This is a genomic window from Lysinibacillus sp. NPDC056959 (genome assembly GCF_042674095.1).
Lineage (GTDB): Bacteria > Bacillota > Bacilli > Bacillales_A > Planococcaceae > Lysinibacillus > Lysinibacillus zambalensis.
This window is the reverse complement of sequence record NZ_JBHURE010000001.1, coordinates 78,262-95,331: the sequence shown is the minus strand read 5'-3', so window position 1 is coordinate 95,331 and position 17,070 is coordinate 78,262. Positions and strand designations below refer to the sequence as shown.

The following is a 17,070-nucleotide window of genomic DNA, read 5'->3' as shown; positions in this document are numbered from 1 at the left end:
GTGTCCTCTTATGGAAGTCAATCAATATTTAGAGATGTTTATTGAAGAAAGTAAAGACCATTTACAAGCATGTAGTGAACATTTATTAGAACTAGAAAAAAATCCAGATGATTTGGCGATTGTCGGAGAAATATTCCGCTCTGCGCATACATTAAAAGGTATGTCTGCGACAATGGGCTTTGAAGATTTAGCGGATTTAACTCATAAAATGGAAAATGTGTTGGATGCGATCCGAAACGAAAAAATCCATGTATCTCCTGAAATTTTAGATGTTGTTTTTGAGTCTGTAGACCATCTAGAAGAAATGGTGATGGACATTGCGAATGGCGGAGATGGAAAACGTGATGTATCTTCAACTGTTGCTCAATTAAAGCGTATTGAATTAGGTGAAGAAGCGATTCCTGAAGTGGTAGGAACTACTGAGACACCAACTACAGTTGTAGCAAGTACATTAGAGTATGACGGCTTTGAGCAAACAGTTATTTCACAATCTGCTGAGCAAGGTTTCAATGCATTTGAAATATCAGTGAAATTACGTGAGGACTGTCTTTTAAAAGCAGCACGAGTATTTATGGTGTTTGAGATTTTAGAAAAAGATGGGGAAGTTATTAAATCAAGTCCATCTGTAGAAAAGCTTGAAGACGAACAGTTCGATCAACAATTTTACGTAGCTTTTGTAACAAAAGAATCCGCTGAAGACATGCAGAAAAAGATTATGAAAGTTTCAGAAGTTGATGAAGTGATTGTCGCTGCTATTGATCCAAAACAACATAGTGAAAAAGAACAAGCGATTCAAGAAGTAGCAGCAACAGCAACGGTGGAAGTAGAGGCTAAACCTGCTACGGTTCCAGAAAAAAATAGTGCGGCACCTAAACCTGCAACAGCAGCAGCACCCGCTAAGGCTGATAAAAGCCATGCGCCTGTTGGTAATAAAACAATTCGTGTGAATATCGATCGACTTGATATATTAATGAATCTATTTGAAGAGCTAGTTATCGATCGAGGACGACTACAGTCTATTGCAACTGAGGTTAATCATGGAGAGTTAAATGAAACAGTAGAGCGCATGAGCCGTGTCATGGGTGACTTACAAACGATTATATTAACGATGCGTATGGTTCCGGTTGAAACAGTATTCAATCGCTTCCCGAAAATGATTCGTCAGTTATCACGTGATCTAAACAAGAAAATTAACCTCGAAATTATTGGTGCTGAAACAGAGCTAGATCGTACAGTAATCGATGAAATTGGGGATCCTCTTGTTCATTTAATTCGTAACTCTGTTGACCACGGTATCGAAAATCCTACGACTCGCCTTGCAAAAGGTAAACCAGAAGAAGGAACAGTTGTATTGCGTGCTTATCATAGTGGTAACTATGTCTTCATTGAAATTGAAGATGATGGAGCAGGAATTAACCGGGAAAAAGTACTGGCGAAAGCCATTTCTAAAGGTATCGTTACACAAGAACAATCATATTCGATGTCAGATAAGCAAATTAATGAGCTTATTTTGGCTTCAGGGTTCTCAACAGCAGATGTTATTTCTGACGTATCAGGTCGAGGTGTTGGATTAGATGTTGTTAAAACAACAATCGAATCATTGGGTGGAAATATTTCGATTGAATCTACACAAGATGTAGGCTCAGTATTCTCGATTCAATTACCACTGACATTATCAATTATTTCTGTCATGTTAGTAGAAATCGAAAAAGAAATTTATGCAATTCCACTTTCATCAATTATTGAAACTTCAATTATCCGTTCATCAGAAATTATGAATGCACATAATCAAAAAGTAATCGATTTCCGTGGCAAAGTAGTACCACTAGTATTTTTAGAAGAAATCTTTGAGGTACCGCGCAAAGAACCACAGGGTGACGAATTCCATTCAGTGGTCATCGTTCGAAAAGGTGAGAAGCTTGCTGGTTTAGTTGTGGATTCATTCATTGGCCAACAAGAAATTGTGCTGAAATCATTAGGGAATTACTTAACGAATATCTTTGCAATTTCAGGTGCAACAATTTTAGGTAACGGGAAAGTTGCCTTAATCGTGGATTGTAACGCACTTATTAAATAAGGTGAATGAATAAGAGAGGTGTAGACAATGACAAACGCAGTGGAACAAGAAAGTATTAAAGTAATTGTTTTTCAACTAGCAGATAAAGAATATGCGATTCCAGTGTCACATGTACAAGGGATTGAAAAACTAATGCATATTACACGTGTACCGAAAACGGAAAAATACGTAAAAGGTGTTATTAACCTACGCGGTGTCGTAACGCCAATTGTTGATTTACGTGAACGATTTGAATTACCGATCTCTGAGCATGAAGAAACAACACGCATCATTATTATTTCATTAGAAGATATGGAAGTAGGTTTCGTCGTTGACTCTGCAAATGATGTGTTAGACATCCCAGCTGACTCAATTGAACCACAGCCCGAAGTAGTAGGTTCACTGGAAGAAGAGTTTATTTCAGGAGTAGCCAAAATAGATAAACGATTATTAATTTTATTGCATTTAGAGAAAGTATTAAATCCACTAAAGTAGGGATCGATAATGACATATAATCAAAAGATTACATCACTACATTTAGACGTATTAAAGGAAATTGGTAATATAGGTGCTGCGCATGCTGCGACAGCACTTTCCAATTTGCTTGGTAAAAAAATTGATATGCGAGTACCAAAGGTTGAAATGGTATCCTTTAATGACATGATGGAGCTTGCAGGAGGATCTGAAAATGTCGTAGTAGGAATCTATTTACGCATTGAAGGTGATGCTGAAGGTAGTATGTTCTTTATCCTGCCAATTGAACAAGCAAATCGTTTTATCCGTCGTCTCATATTTGATGAATCATTCGACTTTAAAAAACGACCTGTTTCAGAGTTAGGGTTATCAGCTATGCAGGAAATGGGTAATATTTTATCCGGCTCTTATTTATCGGCATTATCTGACTTTACGAATTTAAAAATTTATCCAACTGTGCCAGGACTAAGTGTTGACATGTTTGGTGCTATTATTAGTATTGGTTTAATTGAATTATCACACGTTAGCGACAATGTTATCGTCATAAACACATCCATTTTTGAAGACGGTGTAGAAGATCAGGAAACAGTAAGAGGTCATTTCTTCTTATTACCAGATCCAGACTCATTTGATGCTATTTTTAAAGCATTAGGAGTTTTGTAGATGATGCTAAATAGTAGTGATGGCCAAGTTGTAAAAGTTGGAATTGCACAAATGGATGTAGTAAAGTTACCGAATACGATAAGAACATCAGGTCTTGGGTCTTGTGTAGGAGTTATTTTATATGATGAATCAAAAAAAATTGCTGGTTTAATACATGTGATGTTGCCAGATTCGAGTTTAGGTAGACAAGAGTCAATAAATGTGGCTAAATTTGCTGACACAGGCATTGCGGCAATGATTGACTTATTAAAGTTAGAAGGCGTTCAAAAATTCAAGCTAAAGGCAAAAATTGCGGGCGGTGCGCAAATGTTTCAATTCACTTCAGATAAGGACTCCATGCGCATCGGCCCACGTAATGTAGAAGCTGTAAAGCATGAGCTGAAGCGTCATGGAATTCGTTTAGTTGCCGAAGACACAGGCGGCAACAGTGGTAGAACAATTGAATTTAATCCTGCGACGTCGACATTACATATTCGAACGGTTAACCAAGGAGTGAGCGAAATATAATGTTCGGTTCTATTTTTTATAACCTATGGGGTGCGTTAATTGCCTTTTCTATCTATTTTTTTAGTACATTTCTAAAACCTTATACACCACTACGTATTATCGTAGGGTCATTTGTAGCGGGAATAATTATGTTTTTCGTCATGTATATTGTCAGATTTTTAATTGCTTACGTTTTATTCACACCTGAGGGCGATGAAGAACTCGTTGAAGGTGAGCATGAAGAAAATGAATCTGAGAATATAGAGGGAGAAAATCAAGAAACACCGACGGCTAATTCAACCGTAGAGTTTCAAGATGAGAACTCGGAAGAGATTGCTCAGGCTGTACGAACGATGATGAATCGTGAGGCGGATCAACAATTAAATAATGCTTAAAAAAGGAGTCGCAAGTAGCGGCTCTTTTTAGTTATCTTAATTCTTTTGCAAATTCTTATTTTATAGCTTAGGGTGTTTTACGGATTTTGACTATATCCGAACTAACATATACTGACACATAAATGTAAAGAATCTGTGATAGGGTACGAGAAACAAATGAAATTATAGTCGATTCTTGTTATAATATAGGAAAGAATTAGATGGGTTTTTATGTTAAGGTCTAATAACTAGTTACGCTTTGTTGCTTATGCCGAGGCATAATGGATTTTCTTTCAACAAATGTTTACGTAGCGAAAGTGAAACGATAGCTACAAGTGTGTTCGTAACGAAAGTGAAACGTCAGTTACAAATGTTTTTTGTATTGATATAAGACAGTGGCAAACAGGCGCATAAATAAATGCGTTTTTCTTAGAGAGGTGGATTACATGACACAACCAAATCTGAACGATGAACAAAAGCTGTGGAACCGCTGGATAAATGAACGTGATCCAGATGCAGGTGATTTGCTTATGAAAAAATATATTTCGCTAGTATCTTATCATGTACAACGCATTGGAGCGAGCTTACCAAAGAGTGTATCGCGAGACGATTTAATGAGCTTAGGTATGGTAGGTCTGTTTGATGCGTTGAATAAATTTGATATTAATAGAGACTTGAAATTTGATACATATGCTTCTTTTAGAGTAAGAGGTGCCATTATTGATGGTTTACGTAAAGAAGATTGGTTGCCACGGTCAGCACGTGAAAAGGCGAAAAAGTTAGATGTACAGATTGAGCAGTTAGAACAAAAATATATGCGTCATGTAACACCTGAGGAACTTGCGGAACATATGGCTTTACCTGTTGAGGAAGTTTACCAAACTGTACAGGAGCATTTCTTTTCAAATGTTCTTTCCATTAATGAGCAGCAAGATCAAGAGGAGGCTGATGGAAAGTCATTTGTTATTCGTGATGATACGACGAAGACACCTGAGCAAGCTGTCGTTAAGTCAGAACTGCTTGGGGATTTAGCGGAAAATATCCAAAAGCTCAATGATAAGGAGCAGCTAGTGCTTAGTTTATTTTATACGGAGGAATTAACATTAACAGAAATTGGAGAAATGCTTGAATTATCTACATCCCGCATTTCACAAATCCACTCTAAGGCGCTATTAAAGCTACGAAAATTATTAACTAATGAAATGATTAATGCATAATAATCCTTATATACATATCGTTGAAGGAGGGGTCTTATGAGTTTAAAAGGTGTCGAACTACAAATAGCTATTCCAAAAACATTTGAAGCAGGTAAAATGGCTGATCAGGCACAACAACAAACTTTGGCTCAGCAAGCACACGCAAATGAAGCGTTGAAAAAAGAAGTAGAACGCAAGCAAAAGGTTGTGAATACTTCAGAGGGTATGGATGGGATTAGTGAAGATGAAGAAGCAGGTGGAGAGTATATAAAAGGTACTCGAAAAAAGAAAAATAAGGATAACGAGAAGCGAGAAACGCAAGCGCAGCACCCGTTTAAAGGAAATTTCGTGGATTTTAGTGGATAGGAGTTTACTATGACAATCATACTAATTGCGGTTCTATTTATTTTACAGCTACTTTCATTTTATTTCCTTATCATATTAAATACCAAGCTAGCAAAATTTAAGGACTTAGAAAAAAAACAGGAGCGCTTAATGCGTGAAATGGATGACACTATCAGTGTTTATTTAGCTGAGATGAAAGATGAAAATGATCGCCTCATTCAAGAGCTTCAAAGAGTTTCAAAGTCTGAAACTCCAACGAATGCTGTGGAACAGGAAGAACAGATTGTGAGACAACAGGAACAGCCATCTTCTCTTATAAAGGAAGAAAGCACAGTAGATAGTTCTGTTAGTTTAGATCAGGAACCGCGCATTTATGTGCCCAAAAATATCGTAGCGAATGCTTATTCACGTCAGCAGCAAAGTGGAGCTAAAGCTGAAGCTAAGGTGGTACATTCGGCCCAACAACCAAGTGAGGCAACCGAAAAGGAAGAATCTAAGCCATTAACATTGGAACAACAAGCTATTGAATTAGCGAAAAAAGGTAAAACATCAGAAGAAATTGCAAAACAGCTTCAAAAAGGAAAAACAGAAATCGAGCTTTTATTGAAATTTCATAACTAAAACAGTTGCTAATAGGATAAAGCTATGATATAGTTGCAAATGGTGTTATTAATACACACGCATTTTGATGTAGTAAGTGGTGCTCTAAGCTTAGGGTAGCTTGTTGCAAGTGATAAATGCGGAGGATAAAAACCAAACATACTAGGAGGAAATACACATGTCAGTAATTTCTATGAAACAATTACTTGAAGCTGGTGTACATTTCGGTCACCAAACTCGTCGTTGGAACCCAAAAATGAAGAAATATATCTTCGTTGAGCGTAACGGGATCTACATCATCGACTTACAAAAAACTGTTAAAAAATTAGAGGAAGCTTATGACTTCATGCGTCAAGTTGGTCAAGACGGTGGTAAAGTTCTTTTCGTTGGTACGAAAAAACAAGCACAAGAAGCGATCAAAGATGAAGCTGAACGTTCAGGCAACTACTACATCAACCAACGTTGGTTAGGTGGTACTCTTACAAACTTCGGTACTATTCAAAAACGTGTTGCACGTATGAAAGCAATTGAGAAAATGGAAGAAGATGGAACTTTTGAAGTTCTACCTAAAAAAGAAGTAATCCAACTTAAAAAAGAACACGAACGTCTAATCAAATTCTTAGGCGGTATCCGTGATATGCAAGCTCTTCCAGACGTAATGTTCGTTGTTGACCCACGCAAAGAACGTATTGCTGTTGCAGAAGCTATTAAATTAAACATCCCTCTAGTAGGTATTGTTGATACAAACTGTGATCCAGATGAAATCGACTACGTAATCCCTGCTAATGATGATGCTATTCGCGCTGTTAAACTTTTAACTGCTAAAATGGCTGACGCTTTAATCGAGTCAAAACAAGGTGAAGAAGAAGCTCCAGCTGTAGAAGCTGCTGCTGAGTAATTCACGTTTAGAAAAAGGTGATAAGTGGCTCAAAACCCTTATCACCTTTTTTAGAACCTATCACTAAAATTTGTATAACCAATTTGAGGAGGAAACACTAAATGGCAAACATTACTGCACAATTAGTAAAAGAATTACGCGAAAAAACTGGCGCTGGAATGATGGATTGTAAAAAAGCGTTAGTACAAACTGATGGCGATTTAGATGCTGCGATCGATTTCCTACGTGAAAAAGGTCTTTCTTCAGCTGCTAAAAAAGCTGACCGTATCGCTGCAGAAGGTACAACTTACATTTTAGAAAATGGTAACGAAGCAATCATCCTAGAAGTAAATGCAGAAACTGACTTCGTTTCTAAAAACGATAAATTCCAAGTATTAGTTGCTTCATTAGCTGAACAATTACTTGCTGCTAAACCTGCAACAGTTGAAGCTGCATTAGAGCTTGCAAATGCTGAAGGTGTAAAAGTTGTTGACCAAATTTCATCTGCAATTGCAACAATTGGTGAAAAGATCACTCTTCGTCGTTTCGAAGTAAAAACAAAAACTGATGCAGATGCATTCGGTTCTTACCTACACATGGGCGGCCGTATTGGTGTATTAGTAACTTTAGAAGGCTCTACAGATGCTGCTGCTGCAAAAGATGTTGCTATGCACATCGCAGCAATCAACCCAACTTATGTTTCTCGCGATGAAGTTTCTGCAGAAGAAGTTGAACGTGAGCGTAAGGTATTAACTGAACAAGCTCTTAACGAGGGTAAACCAGAAAACATCGTAGCAAAAATGGTTGAAGGTCGTCTTGGTAAATACTTCGAAGATGTTTGCTTACTTGACCAAACATTCGTTAAAAACTCAGATCAAAAAGTACGTGATTTCGTTGCTTCAACTGGCGGTTCAGTAAACGGCTTCGTACGTTATGCTGTTGGTGAAGGTATCGAAAAACGTGAAGACAACTTCGCTGAAGAAGTAATGAGCCAAGTTAAAGGTAACTAATTTAGCTTGCATTTGATCCTAATCAAATAATATCTAGATTTTCTAGACAAAAAATGGGGAACACAACATAGCGTGTTCCCTATTTTTCCGAAATTAGCGAAAAAAAGATATAATTGGCTCATCGCCAAAAGTTGCGGATAACATTTGTTAAATCGTATGCTATGTATATAAGTTGGAACGGAAATCAACCAACTTTATGGTAATGAGCCACATAATTTTCTATTTTGCCTTATTCATAACTAGAAATTATTGTTATTTATACTATAATGGAAAAGGGAATAGAGATGTTTTAAATAAAGTCTGACGGAGGTTTACAATGAGTGTGCCACAATATAAACGAGTAGTTATTAAATTAAGTGGTGAAGCGTTAGCTGGAGAAGCGGGCTTCGGTTTATCACCAAAAATAATCAAGGCTGTTGCAGAAGAAGTAAAAGAAGTAGTAGATCTTGATGTAGAAGTTGCTGTTGTTGTAGGTGGCGGTAATATATGGCGTGGAAAAATCGGTAGCGAAATGGGAATGGATCGTGCAGCAGCTGACTATATGGGTATGCTAGCAACGGTTATGAACTCTTTAGCGTTACAAGATGCATTGGAGAAATTAGGAATTGAAACACGTGTACAATCTTCAATTGTAATGACACAAGTAGCAGAGCCATATATTCGCCGTAAAGCAGTTCGTCATCTAGAGAAAAAACGTGTAGTAATTTTTGCAGCAGGTACAGGTAACCCATTCTTCTCTACGGATACTACAGCTGCATTACGAGCTGCTGAAATCGACGCAGATGCGATTTTAATGGCGAAAAATAATGTAGACGGTGTTTATTCTGCAGATCCGAAAGTGGATGCAACTGCCGTTAAATATGATACACTCACATACTTAGACGTTATTCAACAGGGCTTACAAGTAATGGATTCAACAGCTTCTACTCTATGTATGGATAACGATATTCCGTTAATTGTCTTCTCAATTACAGAACCAGGTAATATTAAACGTGCCGTACAAGGCGAGAAAATTGGAACAGTTGTTAGGAGGAACGCATAATGGCTAAACAAGTATTAGAACAAGCTAAAGAAAAAATGAATAAAACAATTGCCGCTTTTTCACGTGAACTAGCTTCAATCCGTGCAGGGCGTGCAAATGCTTCACTATTAGATCGCATTACGGTTGATTATTATGGTGCACCAACACCGATTAATCAGCTTGGAGGTGTATCGGTACCAGAAGCGCGCTTATTAGTTATTACACCTTACGATAAAACAATCTTAGGTGAAATCGAAAAAGCAATCATGAAATCAGATATTGGTATTACACCAACAAATGATGGATCTGTTATTCGTTTAATGATCCCGGCTTTAACAGAAGAGCGTCGTAAAGATCTTGTGAAGCAAGTGAAAAAAGAAGCAGAGGATGCAAAAATCGCTGTACGTAATGTTCGTCGCGATGCTAATGATGATCTGAAAAAACTTGAAAAAGCTGGCGAAATCACAGAAGATGGTCTACGTGGCTACGGTGAAGATATTCAAAAATTAACAGATGAATTCATTGTTAAAGTAGATCAAGTAACGAAAGAAAAAGAAAAAGAAATTTTAGACGTGTAAGCATAATTTGCTTTGCACATCTATGATGGAACTTTTTGATGAGATGAAGGCGTCCTATACATATCAGGACGTCTTTTCTCTTTACTTTTAAATGATTATGTAAAAGGTTCAGTAAAGTCTTATACATTAACTTTTAATTGTTTTAGAGAAATACCTTTCATCTATTTTTTCTTTCTTTTAAGATTAAGAAGAACTGTTTTTTTACGTGAAGAGAAAAACATTATTGAGGAATGAACGAAATAAGGGAAATAGCTCTTAATAATCATACTTGAGTGGGCGTGATAAAAGTTTTCTAGCCTATCTTTATAAAGGAATCATCAACCTAAAGTTGGGGATGACATTTTGTTAAAACGTATGTCATGAGGATAAGTTGATTGGAGTAAAGACTGGACGCCCCTAGGAAGCTCTGCTCTGCGCGAAAGCGAAGCGTCAGCGGTAAAGCGCCCGGTCGGAACGGAAATCAACCCCACGTTTCGGAGATCATCCTAAAATGTGTGTAGTTCTAAAATAAGATAGTTCATACATAGTCAATTTAGAGGGGAAAAAAAGACAAAAAGCGCTTTTGTTTGTTATGATAGGTTAGTATACGTCCGATTAGTTGTAGTGGGGGAGTTAGCATGTTTAAAAAGCTATTAGGTAAACAAATAAATATGGATTCACAATCATTGGAGGAACGTGTTGCCCTTGCTAAAAACGAGCCGATTCCTGCCCATGTAGCGATTATTATGGACGGAAATGGACGTTGGGCTAAGAAACGTGCTATGCCACGTGTTGCTGGGCACCACGAAGGTATGAAGACAGTCCGAAAGGTAACTAGATTTGCATCCGATTTAGGAATTAAAGTTTTAACGGTATATGCGTTCTCTACAGAAAATTGGAAGCGACCAAAACCTGAGGTCGATTTTCTAATGCGTTTACCTGTAGAATTTTTAGGTTCCTTTTTACCTGAAATGATGGAGCGTAATGTACGTGTTGAAATGATTGGGGATCCATCTTTATTACCTGCACATACGCAAAAAGCGTTGTATGAGGCGATGGAGGAAACGAAACATAATACAGGATTAATATTAAATTTTGCTCTGAATTATGGAAGTCGTTCCGAAATGGTTAGCGCCATGAGAACAATGCTTCAAAAGGTGCAGGATGGTCAATTAACGATGCAAGAAATAACAGAAGAATGTTTGACATCTCATTTAATGACGGCTCATCTGCCAGAGCCAGATTTATTAATTCGAACAAGCGGTGAAGTACGCTTAAGCAACTTTATGTTATGGCAGCTCGCCTATACAGAATTTTGGTTTACAAATACATTGTGGCCAGATTTTAGCGAGGAAAACTTACTGGAAGCGGTGGAAAACTATCAGAAACGTAATCGCCGTTACGGTGGGTTGAAGGGAGAAGGAACAACTTGAAACAACGAATTATCACAGCAATAATTGCAGCAGCGCTATTTATTCCATTTGTTATTTATGGAGAAGTGCCATTTACAATTCTTGTGCTTGCAATGGCTGTTGTTGGCTTTTATGAAATATTAAAAATGAAAGGTATTTCAATTTTTTCAGTGCCTGGTTTTTTAGGGCTACTAACATTAATACTACTTGTTATACCAAAGGACTGGTCAAGTAAAGTAGTAGAAGCAATTGGCTATTCCTCTGATTTAATGGTTGTGTATGGTCTAATGATGCTATTGCTCATTTACGTAGTCCTTGTGAAAAATAAAATTACATTCGATGAAGTTGCATTTATTTTATTAGGTGCGTTTTATGTCGGATTAGGTTTCCATTACTTAATTGAAACACGAAGCTATGGTCTAGAGTTTGTCGTATATTGTTTACTAGTAGTTTGGACAACTGACTCAGGTGCATATTTTGTTGGAAGAAAATTAGGTAAAAATAAGCTTTGGCCAGAAATTTCACCGAAGAAAACTGTGGAAGGTTTTGTAGGTGGCATAGTCATTGCTGTAATCTTTGCTGTCGCGATGCAAGCAATTTATCCATTTGCAAATGGTTATGTCTCACTTATTTTCATCACAATCATTGCGTCAATTATTGGGCAAATGGGCGATTTAGTGGAATCTGCTATAAAGCGACATTTTGACGTAAAGGATTCAGGAAATATTTTACCTGGGCATGGCGGTATTTTAGACCGCTTTGATAGTCTGCTATTCGTCGTGCCTTTACTACATTTTTTACATGTTTTTTGGTAACTAAAAACAATAGGTGCTCATCGGACGCCTGTAAAAAGCGCCCAGTCGAAACCGATATCAACTCTACGATCTGACGATGAGCCATAATAATAGCATTTTACTCTAAACAAAGAGGTAATAATCGTGCTATATCATTTGTTGAGATAGAAAAAGGGGACAATTTGTCGTGAAAAAAATTAGTTTACTTGGTGCAACTGGTTCAATCGGTTGGCAAACCTATGATATTTTAAAAGAACAACGCGATGCCTTTCATTTAGTAGCGTTTTCTTCAGGAAAAAATATCGAAAAAACGCGTGAAATGATTGAAACTTTAAAGCCAGAGCTTGTATCTGTTCAACTAGAAGAAGATGCAGTTATGCTCGCTAAAGAATATCCACAAGTACAGTTTACGTTTGGTGCAAAAGGGCTTGTAGAGGTTGCTACACATCCTGATTCAGCGGTGCTTGTAAACGCGGTTCTTGGAAGCGTTGGACTAGAATCGACATTAGCTGCAATTCGCATGGGCAAAACAATTGCCATTGCCAATAAAGAAACGCTTGTAACTGCTGGACATTTAGTAATGGCAGAGGCCAAGAAATATAATGCAACAATTTTACCAGTAGATAGTGAGCATTCTGCGATTTTCCAATCAATGAATGGTGAGAATCCGAAAAATATTGAACGATTAATTATTACAGCTTCTGGAGGTAGCTTCCGTGACAAAACACGCGAGGAATTGAAGCATGTTACGGTTGCAGATGCATTAAATCACCCGAATTGGTCAATGGGTGCAAAAATTACGATTGATTCAGCTACAATGATGAATAAAGGACTAGAAGTTATTGAAGCACATGTCTTATTTGATATGCCCTATGATAAAATAGATGTACTTTTGCATAGAGAAAGTATTATTCACTCCCTAGTTGAGTATCATGATACTAGTGTCATTGCACAGCTAGGTACGCCGGACATGCGTGTACCTATCCAATATGCATTAAGCTATCCAGATCGTATGCCACTGCATAACGGACAACGACTTAATTTAGCACAAATTGGTCAACTTCATTTTAAAGAAATGGATTTTGAACGTTATCCAGCATTACGTCTAGCATATGAGGCTGGGCGCACAGGTGGTACAATTTTAACAGCGATGAACGCAGCGAATGAAGCGGCAGTTGCAGCATTTTTACAAGGGAAAATAACATTCCTTGAAATTGATGAAACGATTGAGCGTGTAATGCAAGCACATAACAATATAGTAGTACCAGATTTGCAAACGATTTTGCATGTAGACAGTGAAACAAGAAAAACAGTGGTAAACATGGTAAAATAAAGAGAGAAGATATCGTTAACTATTCGCTTTTAAAGGTGGGGTATTATGCAAACAGCTATTGCATTTATTTTAATATTTGGCCTACTTGTATTCTTTCATGAATTTGGTCACTTCTTGTTTGCGAAACGAGCAGGAATTATGGTTCGAGAATTTGCAATCGGTATGGGACCAAAAATTTATGGGAAAACACACGGTGAAACAATCTATACAATACGTTTATTGCCAATTGGTGGATACGTTCGTATGGCTGGTGAGGACATGGATGGTACCGAACTACAGCCGGGTTACCGAGTAGGACTTATTGTAGATGAAGATAATGTTGTAAAGAAAATAATCTTTAATCAAAATAATAAGCAACTACCAGATTTATTATTTTTAGAAGTTGAGCGTGCCGATTTAGAAAAGGAATTGTTTGTAGAAGGCTATGATGAAGAAGAAAAATTAGTTCGTTATAATGTTGCAAGAGATTGTATGCTCGTAGAAAACGGTAAAGAAACGTTAATCGCACCATACGATCGTCAATTTAACGCTAAAACAGTCGGTCAACGTGCTATGACAATATTTGCTGGTCCGTTATTTAACTTTATATTAGCTTTTGTTATTTATTTGCTAATTGGATTAATTAATGGTGTACCTACGTATGAGCCAATCATAACAGAAGTTGTGGAAAATGATCCAGCTGCACAGGCAGGCATGCTTGCAGGTGATAAAGTAGTTGACATTGGCGGACAAGCAGTTGAAAAATGGCAAGATTTAGCTGCCATTGTACAAGATCATCCAGGCGAAAATATTAATGTTACGGTTGAACGAGATGGTCAGCGAGTTAACCTAAATATGAAGGTTAAAGAAGTAGAACAAAATGGCGAAAAATACGGTCAAATAGGGGTTAAGTATGAGAGCCCACGTGAATTTAATCCGTTAAAGGCTGTTGTTTATGGCGCTCAAGAAACGTATACTATGACTGCTCGAATATTTGAATTGCTTGGTATGTTAATTACCGGTAAATTCACGATAGATGCGTTATCAGGTCCAGTAGGCATTTATAAAGCGACAGAGCAAGTAGCTCAATATGGATTCATCAATTTAATGAATTGGGCTGCAATGTTAAGTATTAACCTTGGTATTATGAATTTATTACCGCTTCCAGCACTTGACGGTGGTCGTCTATTGTTTTTCGGCTTCGAAGCAGTAAGAGGTAAACCAATCGATCGTCAAAAAGAGGGTCTTGTGCATTTTGTAGGTATCGTCCTATTGATGATCTTAATGGTTGTTGTTACATGGAACGATATACAAAGATTTTTCTTTTAACTAAATGAAGTTAAGCTTTTCAAGTAAAACATTATTTAGAAGAAGCCCTGGCAATTACGCCGAGGTGGAGATTGATTGGAAAAACATAGCTTTGAGCGCAATTTTTTTGAAACATTGCGTTCAAAGCTAAATTTGTTTATGCTAATTAGAGTATAAAACTTATTTATTAAAAAAAGGTGGAACACTGAATGAAGCAAAGTAAAACATTTATCCCAACGCTACGTGAAGTACCTGCTGATGCAGAGGTAAAATCACATAAGCAATTACTGCGTGCAGGGTTTATTCGTCAAAATACAAGTGGGGTATACTCGTATTTACCGCTTGCAAAACGTGTGTTAACAAAAATAGAAAATATTGTTCGTGAAGAGATGGAAGCAATCAATTCAATTGAACTTTTAATGCCTTCATTACAATCCGCAGAACTATGGCAGGAGTCAGGCCGCTGGGAAAAATATGGTCCAGAATTAATGCGTTTAAAGGATCGTCATAATCGTGATTTCGCATTAGGGCCAACACATGAAGAAGTGATTACAACATTAGTACGTGATGAAATTAAATCATATAAAAAATTACCGTTAACACTTTATCAAATTCAAACTAAATTCCGTGATGAAAAGCGTCCTCGCTTTGGTTTACTACGAGGCAGAGAGTTTATTATGAAAGATGCGTATTCTTTCCATGCATCGCGTGAAAGTTTAGATGAAACATATGATGATATGTATCGTGCCTATTCAAATATTTTCTCTCGTCTTGGTTTAAACTATCGTGCAGTTATTGCAGATGCAGGCTCAATTGGTGGGAAAGGTACACATGAATTTATGGTGCTTTCTGAAATTGGGGAAGATACAATTGCATACTCTGATACATCTGACTATGCTGCGAACATTGAAATGGCAGAAGTTCTTGTAGACTATCAACCATCAGATGCAGCATTAAAAGACCTTGAAAAAGTGGCAACACCAGATCAAAAAACGATCGAAGAAGTATCAGCTTTCTTAAATGTTGACTCTTCAAATGTCATCAAGTCATTAGTATTTGACGTAGATGGTGAATTAGTTGTTGTTCTTGCTCGTGGAGATCACGAAATTAATGATATTAAACTGAAAAATGCACTTGATGCTGGTTCTGTTGAACTTGCTAGTGAAGAGGCAATCCGCGAATTATTAGGCTGTGGAGTTGGTTCAATCGGTCCTGTTAAATTACCAGTAGACGTAAAAGTAGTAGCTGACAATGCTATTAAATCGATTCGTAACGGTGTAGCCGGTGCAAATGAGGATGGGTTCCATTTTGTAAATGTAAATCCAGAGCGTGATTTTGCGGTGAATGAATACTTAGATATTCGTTTTATTCAAGAGGGTGACCCATCTCCAGATGGACAAGGTATTATCAAATTTGCAGAAGGTATCGAGGTTGGTCATATTTTCAAATTAGGAACAACTTACTCTGAAAAAATGAATGGTACATTCTTAGACGAGCAAGGTAAGGCACAGCCATTTATTATGGGATGCTATGGTATTGGAGTATCACGTATTTTAGCTGCTGTTGCAGAGCATTTCCAAGATGAAAATGGTTTTGTTTGGCCAACACAATTAGCTCCTTATGATATTCATGTTGTACCTGTTAATACAAAAGATGAATCACAAGTTGCCTTAGCTGATGAGCTATACGGTTTATTGAAATCATACCGTTATGATGTGCTATTAGATGATCGTGCAGAGCGTGCAGGGGTTAAATTCGCAGATGCTGATTTAATTGGCTTACCTGTCCGTGTAACTGTAGGTAAAAAAGCAACTGAAGGTATTGTTGAGGTTAAATTCCGTCAAACAGGTGAAACGTTCGAATGGAAAAAAGAAGAGGTCATTGATCGCTTGAATGAATTTTTCCGCAAACATTAACTCCTTTCAGCGAAGTTACCCACCTCTATGTTGGTGAGATGAATGCGGGTTTAAGCTACTTTTCAGTGGATATCAAAACGCTCGCTGAAATAGAGGAACTTAGTCTAAGAGCGCCACGTCCTGTGGCAACGACTGAGTGACCAACATCGTGGTTGGCCCAAAGCCTCCGGCGGTTGTCACGGAGTCGGAAATGAGTTCTTAAGGGATGTTAGCCTAAAATCATCGCATCCGTGCGATAACGGCTAACTGACCTGCATCGGTAAAAACGCCACGTCCTGTGGCATTACCGAAATGACCGACATCGTGTCGGCTCTCACGCAGGCCTAAGCACAAAGCCGATTCCGGACGCAATTATGCCGAGGCAACATTGATTTTTAAGAAGGACCTCTGTCCCAAAGGTATTAAATAGATAAAAAATTCGCGCCACTTCTCGGGGACAGCGAGCCAAGCATGAATTCATAGATGTTTAGGATTTGTGAGGCTTGATGGTCGCCCGTGGAAAGGGTGCGAATTTTTTTCAGTCTAGGCTTAAGCGCTACATCCTCGAGGTCGCTTCGATCCCTCTGGCAAAAGTAGGTAGATCGCTTACTTTTGCTTCGGGCTCTCCAGCGCTTGTCGGATGTAAACGAACGCTTTAGCGCATTTGTTCCTTCAAATCGTAGACGTTGG

General features: G+C 37.8%; 17 protein-coding genes. All 17 read left to right on the top strand.

Annotated elements, in window-relative coordinates; genetic code table 11:
- The first annotated feature begins 10 nt into the window (after window positions 1–10).
- The 17 genes from ACFTQ7_RS00425 (at window position 11) to ACFTQ7_RS00345 (ending at window position 16,401) form a co-directional block, all read left to right on the top strand.
- Window positions 11–2,077, top strand: coding sequence for a chemotaxis protein CheW (locus ACFTQ7_RS00425; protein ID WP_386826794.1), 2,067 nt, complete (start codon window positions 11–13; stop codon window positions 2,075–2,077).
- A gap of 27 nt (window positions 2,078–2,104) precedes the next feature.
- Window positions 2,105–2,551: a chemotaxis protein CheW gene (locus tag ACFTQ7_RS00420; RefSeq protein WP_079560480.1), complete on the top strand. Its 447-nt coding sequence runs from the start codon at window positions 2,105–2,107 to the stop codon at window positions 2,549–2,551.
- Between the two features lie 9 nt (window positions 2,552–2,560).
- The gene (locus tag ACFTQ7_RS00415) at window positions 2,561–3,193 is read left to right on the top strand and encodes a chemotaxis protein CheC (RefSeq protein ID WP_349660872.1); all 633 of its coding nucleotides are present in this window, start codon (window positions 2,561–2,563) and stop codon (window positions 3,191–3,193) included.
- Between the two features lie 3 nt (window positions 3,194–3,196).
- Window positions 3,197–3,700 carry a chemotaxis protein CheD gene (locus ACFTQ7_RS00410; protein ID WP_349660913.1) on the top strand — a complete coding sequence of 168 codons (504 nt, stop codon included), beginning with the start codon at window positions 3,197–3,199 and terminating at the stop codon, window positions 3,698–3,700.
- Entirely contained in the window at window positions 3,700–4,074 is a 375-nt protein-coding gene (locus ACFTQ7_RS00405) for a hypothetical protein (RefSeq protein ID WP_386826793.1), read from the top strand. Before ACFTQ7_RS00410 ends, ACFTQ7_RS00405 begins: the two co-directional genes overlap by 1 nt.
- 425 nt (window positions 4,075–4,499) lie before the next feature.
- Window positions 4,500–5,270, top strand: a complete 771-nt coding sequence (locus ACFTQ7_RS00400) for a FliA/WhiG family RNA polymerase sigma factor (protein ID WP_386826792.1) — start codon at window positions 4,500–4,502, stop codon at window positions 5,268–5,270.
- Window positions 5,271–5,306: 36 nt separating this feature from the next.
- Window positions 5,307–5,615: an RNA polymerase subunit sigma gene (locus ACFTQ7_RS00395; RefSeq protein ID WP_349660875.1), complete on the top strand. Its 309-nt coding sequence runs from the start codon at window positions 5,307–5,309 to the stop codon at window positions 5,613–5,615.
- A gap of 9 nt (window positions 5,616–5,624) precedes the next feature.
- The gene (locus tag ACFTQ7_RS00390; RefSeq protein WP_386826791.1) at window positions 5,625–6,215 is read left to right on the top strand and encodes a hypothetical protein; all 591 of its coding nucleotides are present in this window, start codon (window positions 5,625–5,627) and stop codon (window positions 6,213–6,215) included.
- 157 nt (window positions 6,216–6,372) lie between these two features.
- Window positions 6,373–7,092, top strand: coding sequence for a 30S ribosomal protein S2 (gene rpsB / locus ACFTQ7_RS00385; RefSeq protein ID WP_349660877.1), 720 nt, complete (start codon window positions 6,373–6,375; stop codon window positions 7,090–7,092).
- Between the two features lie 101 nt (window positions 7,093–7,193).
- Window positions 7,194–8,081, top strand: a complete 888-nt coding sequence (tsf, locus tag ACFTQ7_RS00380; protein WP_386826790.1) for a translation elongation factor Ts — start codon at window positions 7,194–7,196, stop codon at window positions 8,079–8,081.
- A 316-nt stretch (window positions 8,082–8,397) separates the two neighbouring features.
- On the top strand, window positions 8,398–9,123 hold the full coding sequence (pyrH, locus tag ACFTQ7_RS00375; protein WP_249073104.1) for a UMP kinase: 726 nt from the start codon (window positions 8,398–8,400) through the stop codon (window positions 9,121–9,123).
- On the top strand, window positions 9,123–9,680 hold the full coding sequence (gene frr / locus ACFTQ7_RS00370) for a ribosome recycling factor (RefSeq protein WP_053594236.1): 558 nt from the start codon (window positions 9,123–9,125) through the stop codon (window positions 9,678–9,680). The genes pyrH and frr overlap by 1 nt, the downstream gene beginning before the upstream one ends.
- A gap of 617 nt (window positions 9,681–10,297) precedes the next feature.
- Window positions 10,298–11,092: an undecaprenyl pyrophosphate synthase gene (locus tag ACFTQ7_RS00365; RefSeq protein WP_079560490.1), complete on the top strand. Its 795-nt coding sequence runs from the start codon at window positions 10,298–10,300 to the stop codon at window positions 11,090–11,092.
- Entirely contained in the window at window positions 11,089–11,886 is a 798-nt protein-coding gene (locus tag ACFTQ7_RS00360) for a phosphatidate cytidylyltransferase (RefSeq protein ID WP_386826789.1), read from the top strand. The genes ACFTQ7_RS00365 and ACFTQ7_RS00360 overlap by 4 nt, the downstream gene beginning before the upstream one ends.
- 166 nt (window positions 11,887–12,052) lie before the next feature.
- The gene (gene dxr, locus ACFTQ7_RS00355; RefSeq protein ID WP_386826788.1) at window positions 12,053–13,198 is read left to right on the top strand and encodes a 1-deoxy-D-xylulose-5-phosphate reductoisomerase; all 1,146 of its coding nucleotides are present in this window, start codon (window positions 12,053–12,055) and stop codon (window positions 13,196–13,198) included.
- 45 nt (window positions 13,199–13,243) lie between these two features.
- On the top strand, window positions 13,244–14,506 hold the full coding sequence (gene rseP, locus ACFTQ7_RS00350; RefSeq protein ID WP_386826787.1) for an RIP metalloprotease RseP: 1,263 nt from the start codon (window positions 13,244–13,246) through the stop codon (window positions 14,504–14,506).
- Window positions 14,507–14,694: 188 nt separating this feature from the next.
- Window positions 14,695–16,401, top strand: a complete 1,707-nt coding sequence (locus ACFTQ7_RS00345; RefSeq protein WP_386826786.1) for a proline--tRNA ligase — start codon at window positions 14,695–14,697, stop codon at window positions 16,399–16,401.
- Window positions 16,402–17,070 lie beyond the last annotated feature (669 nt).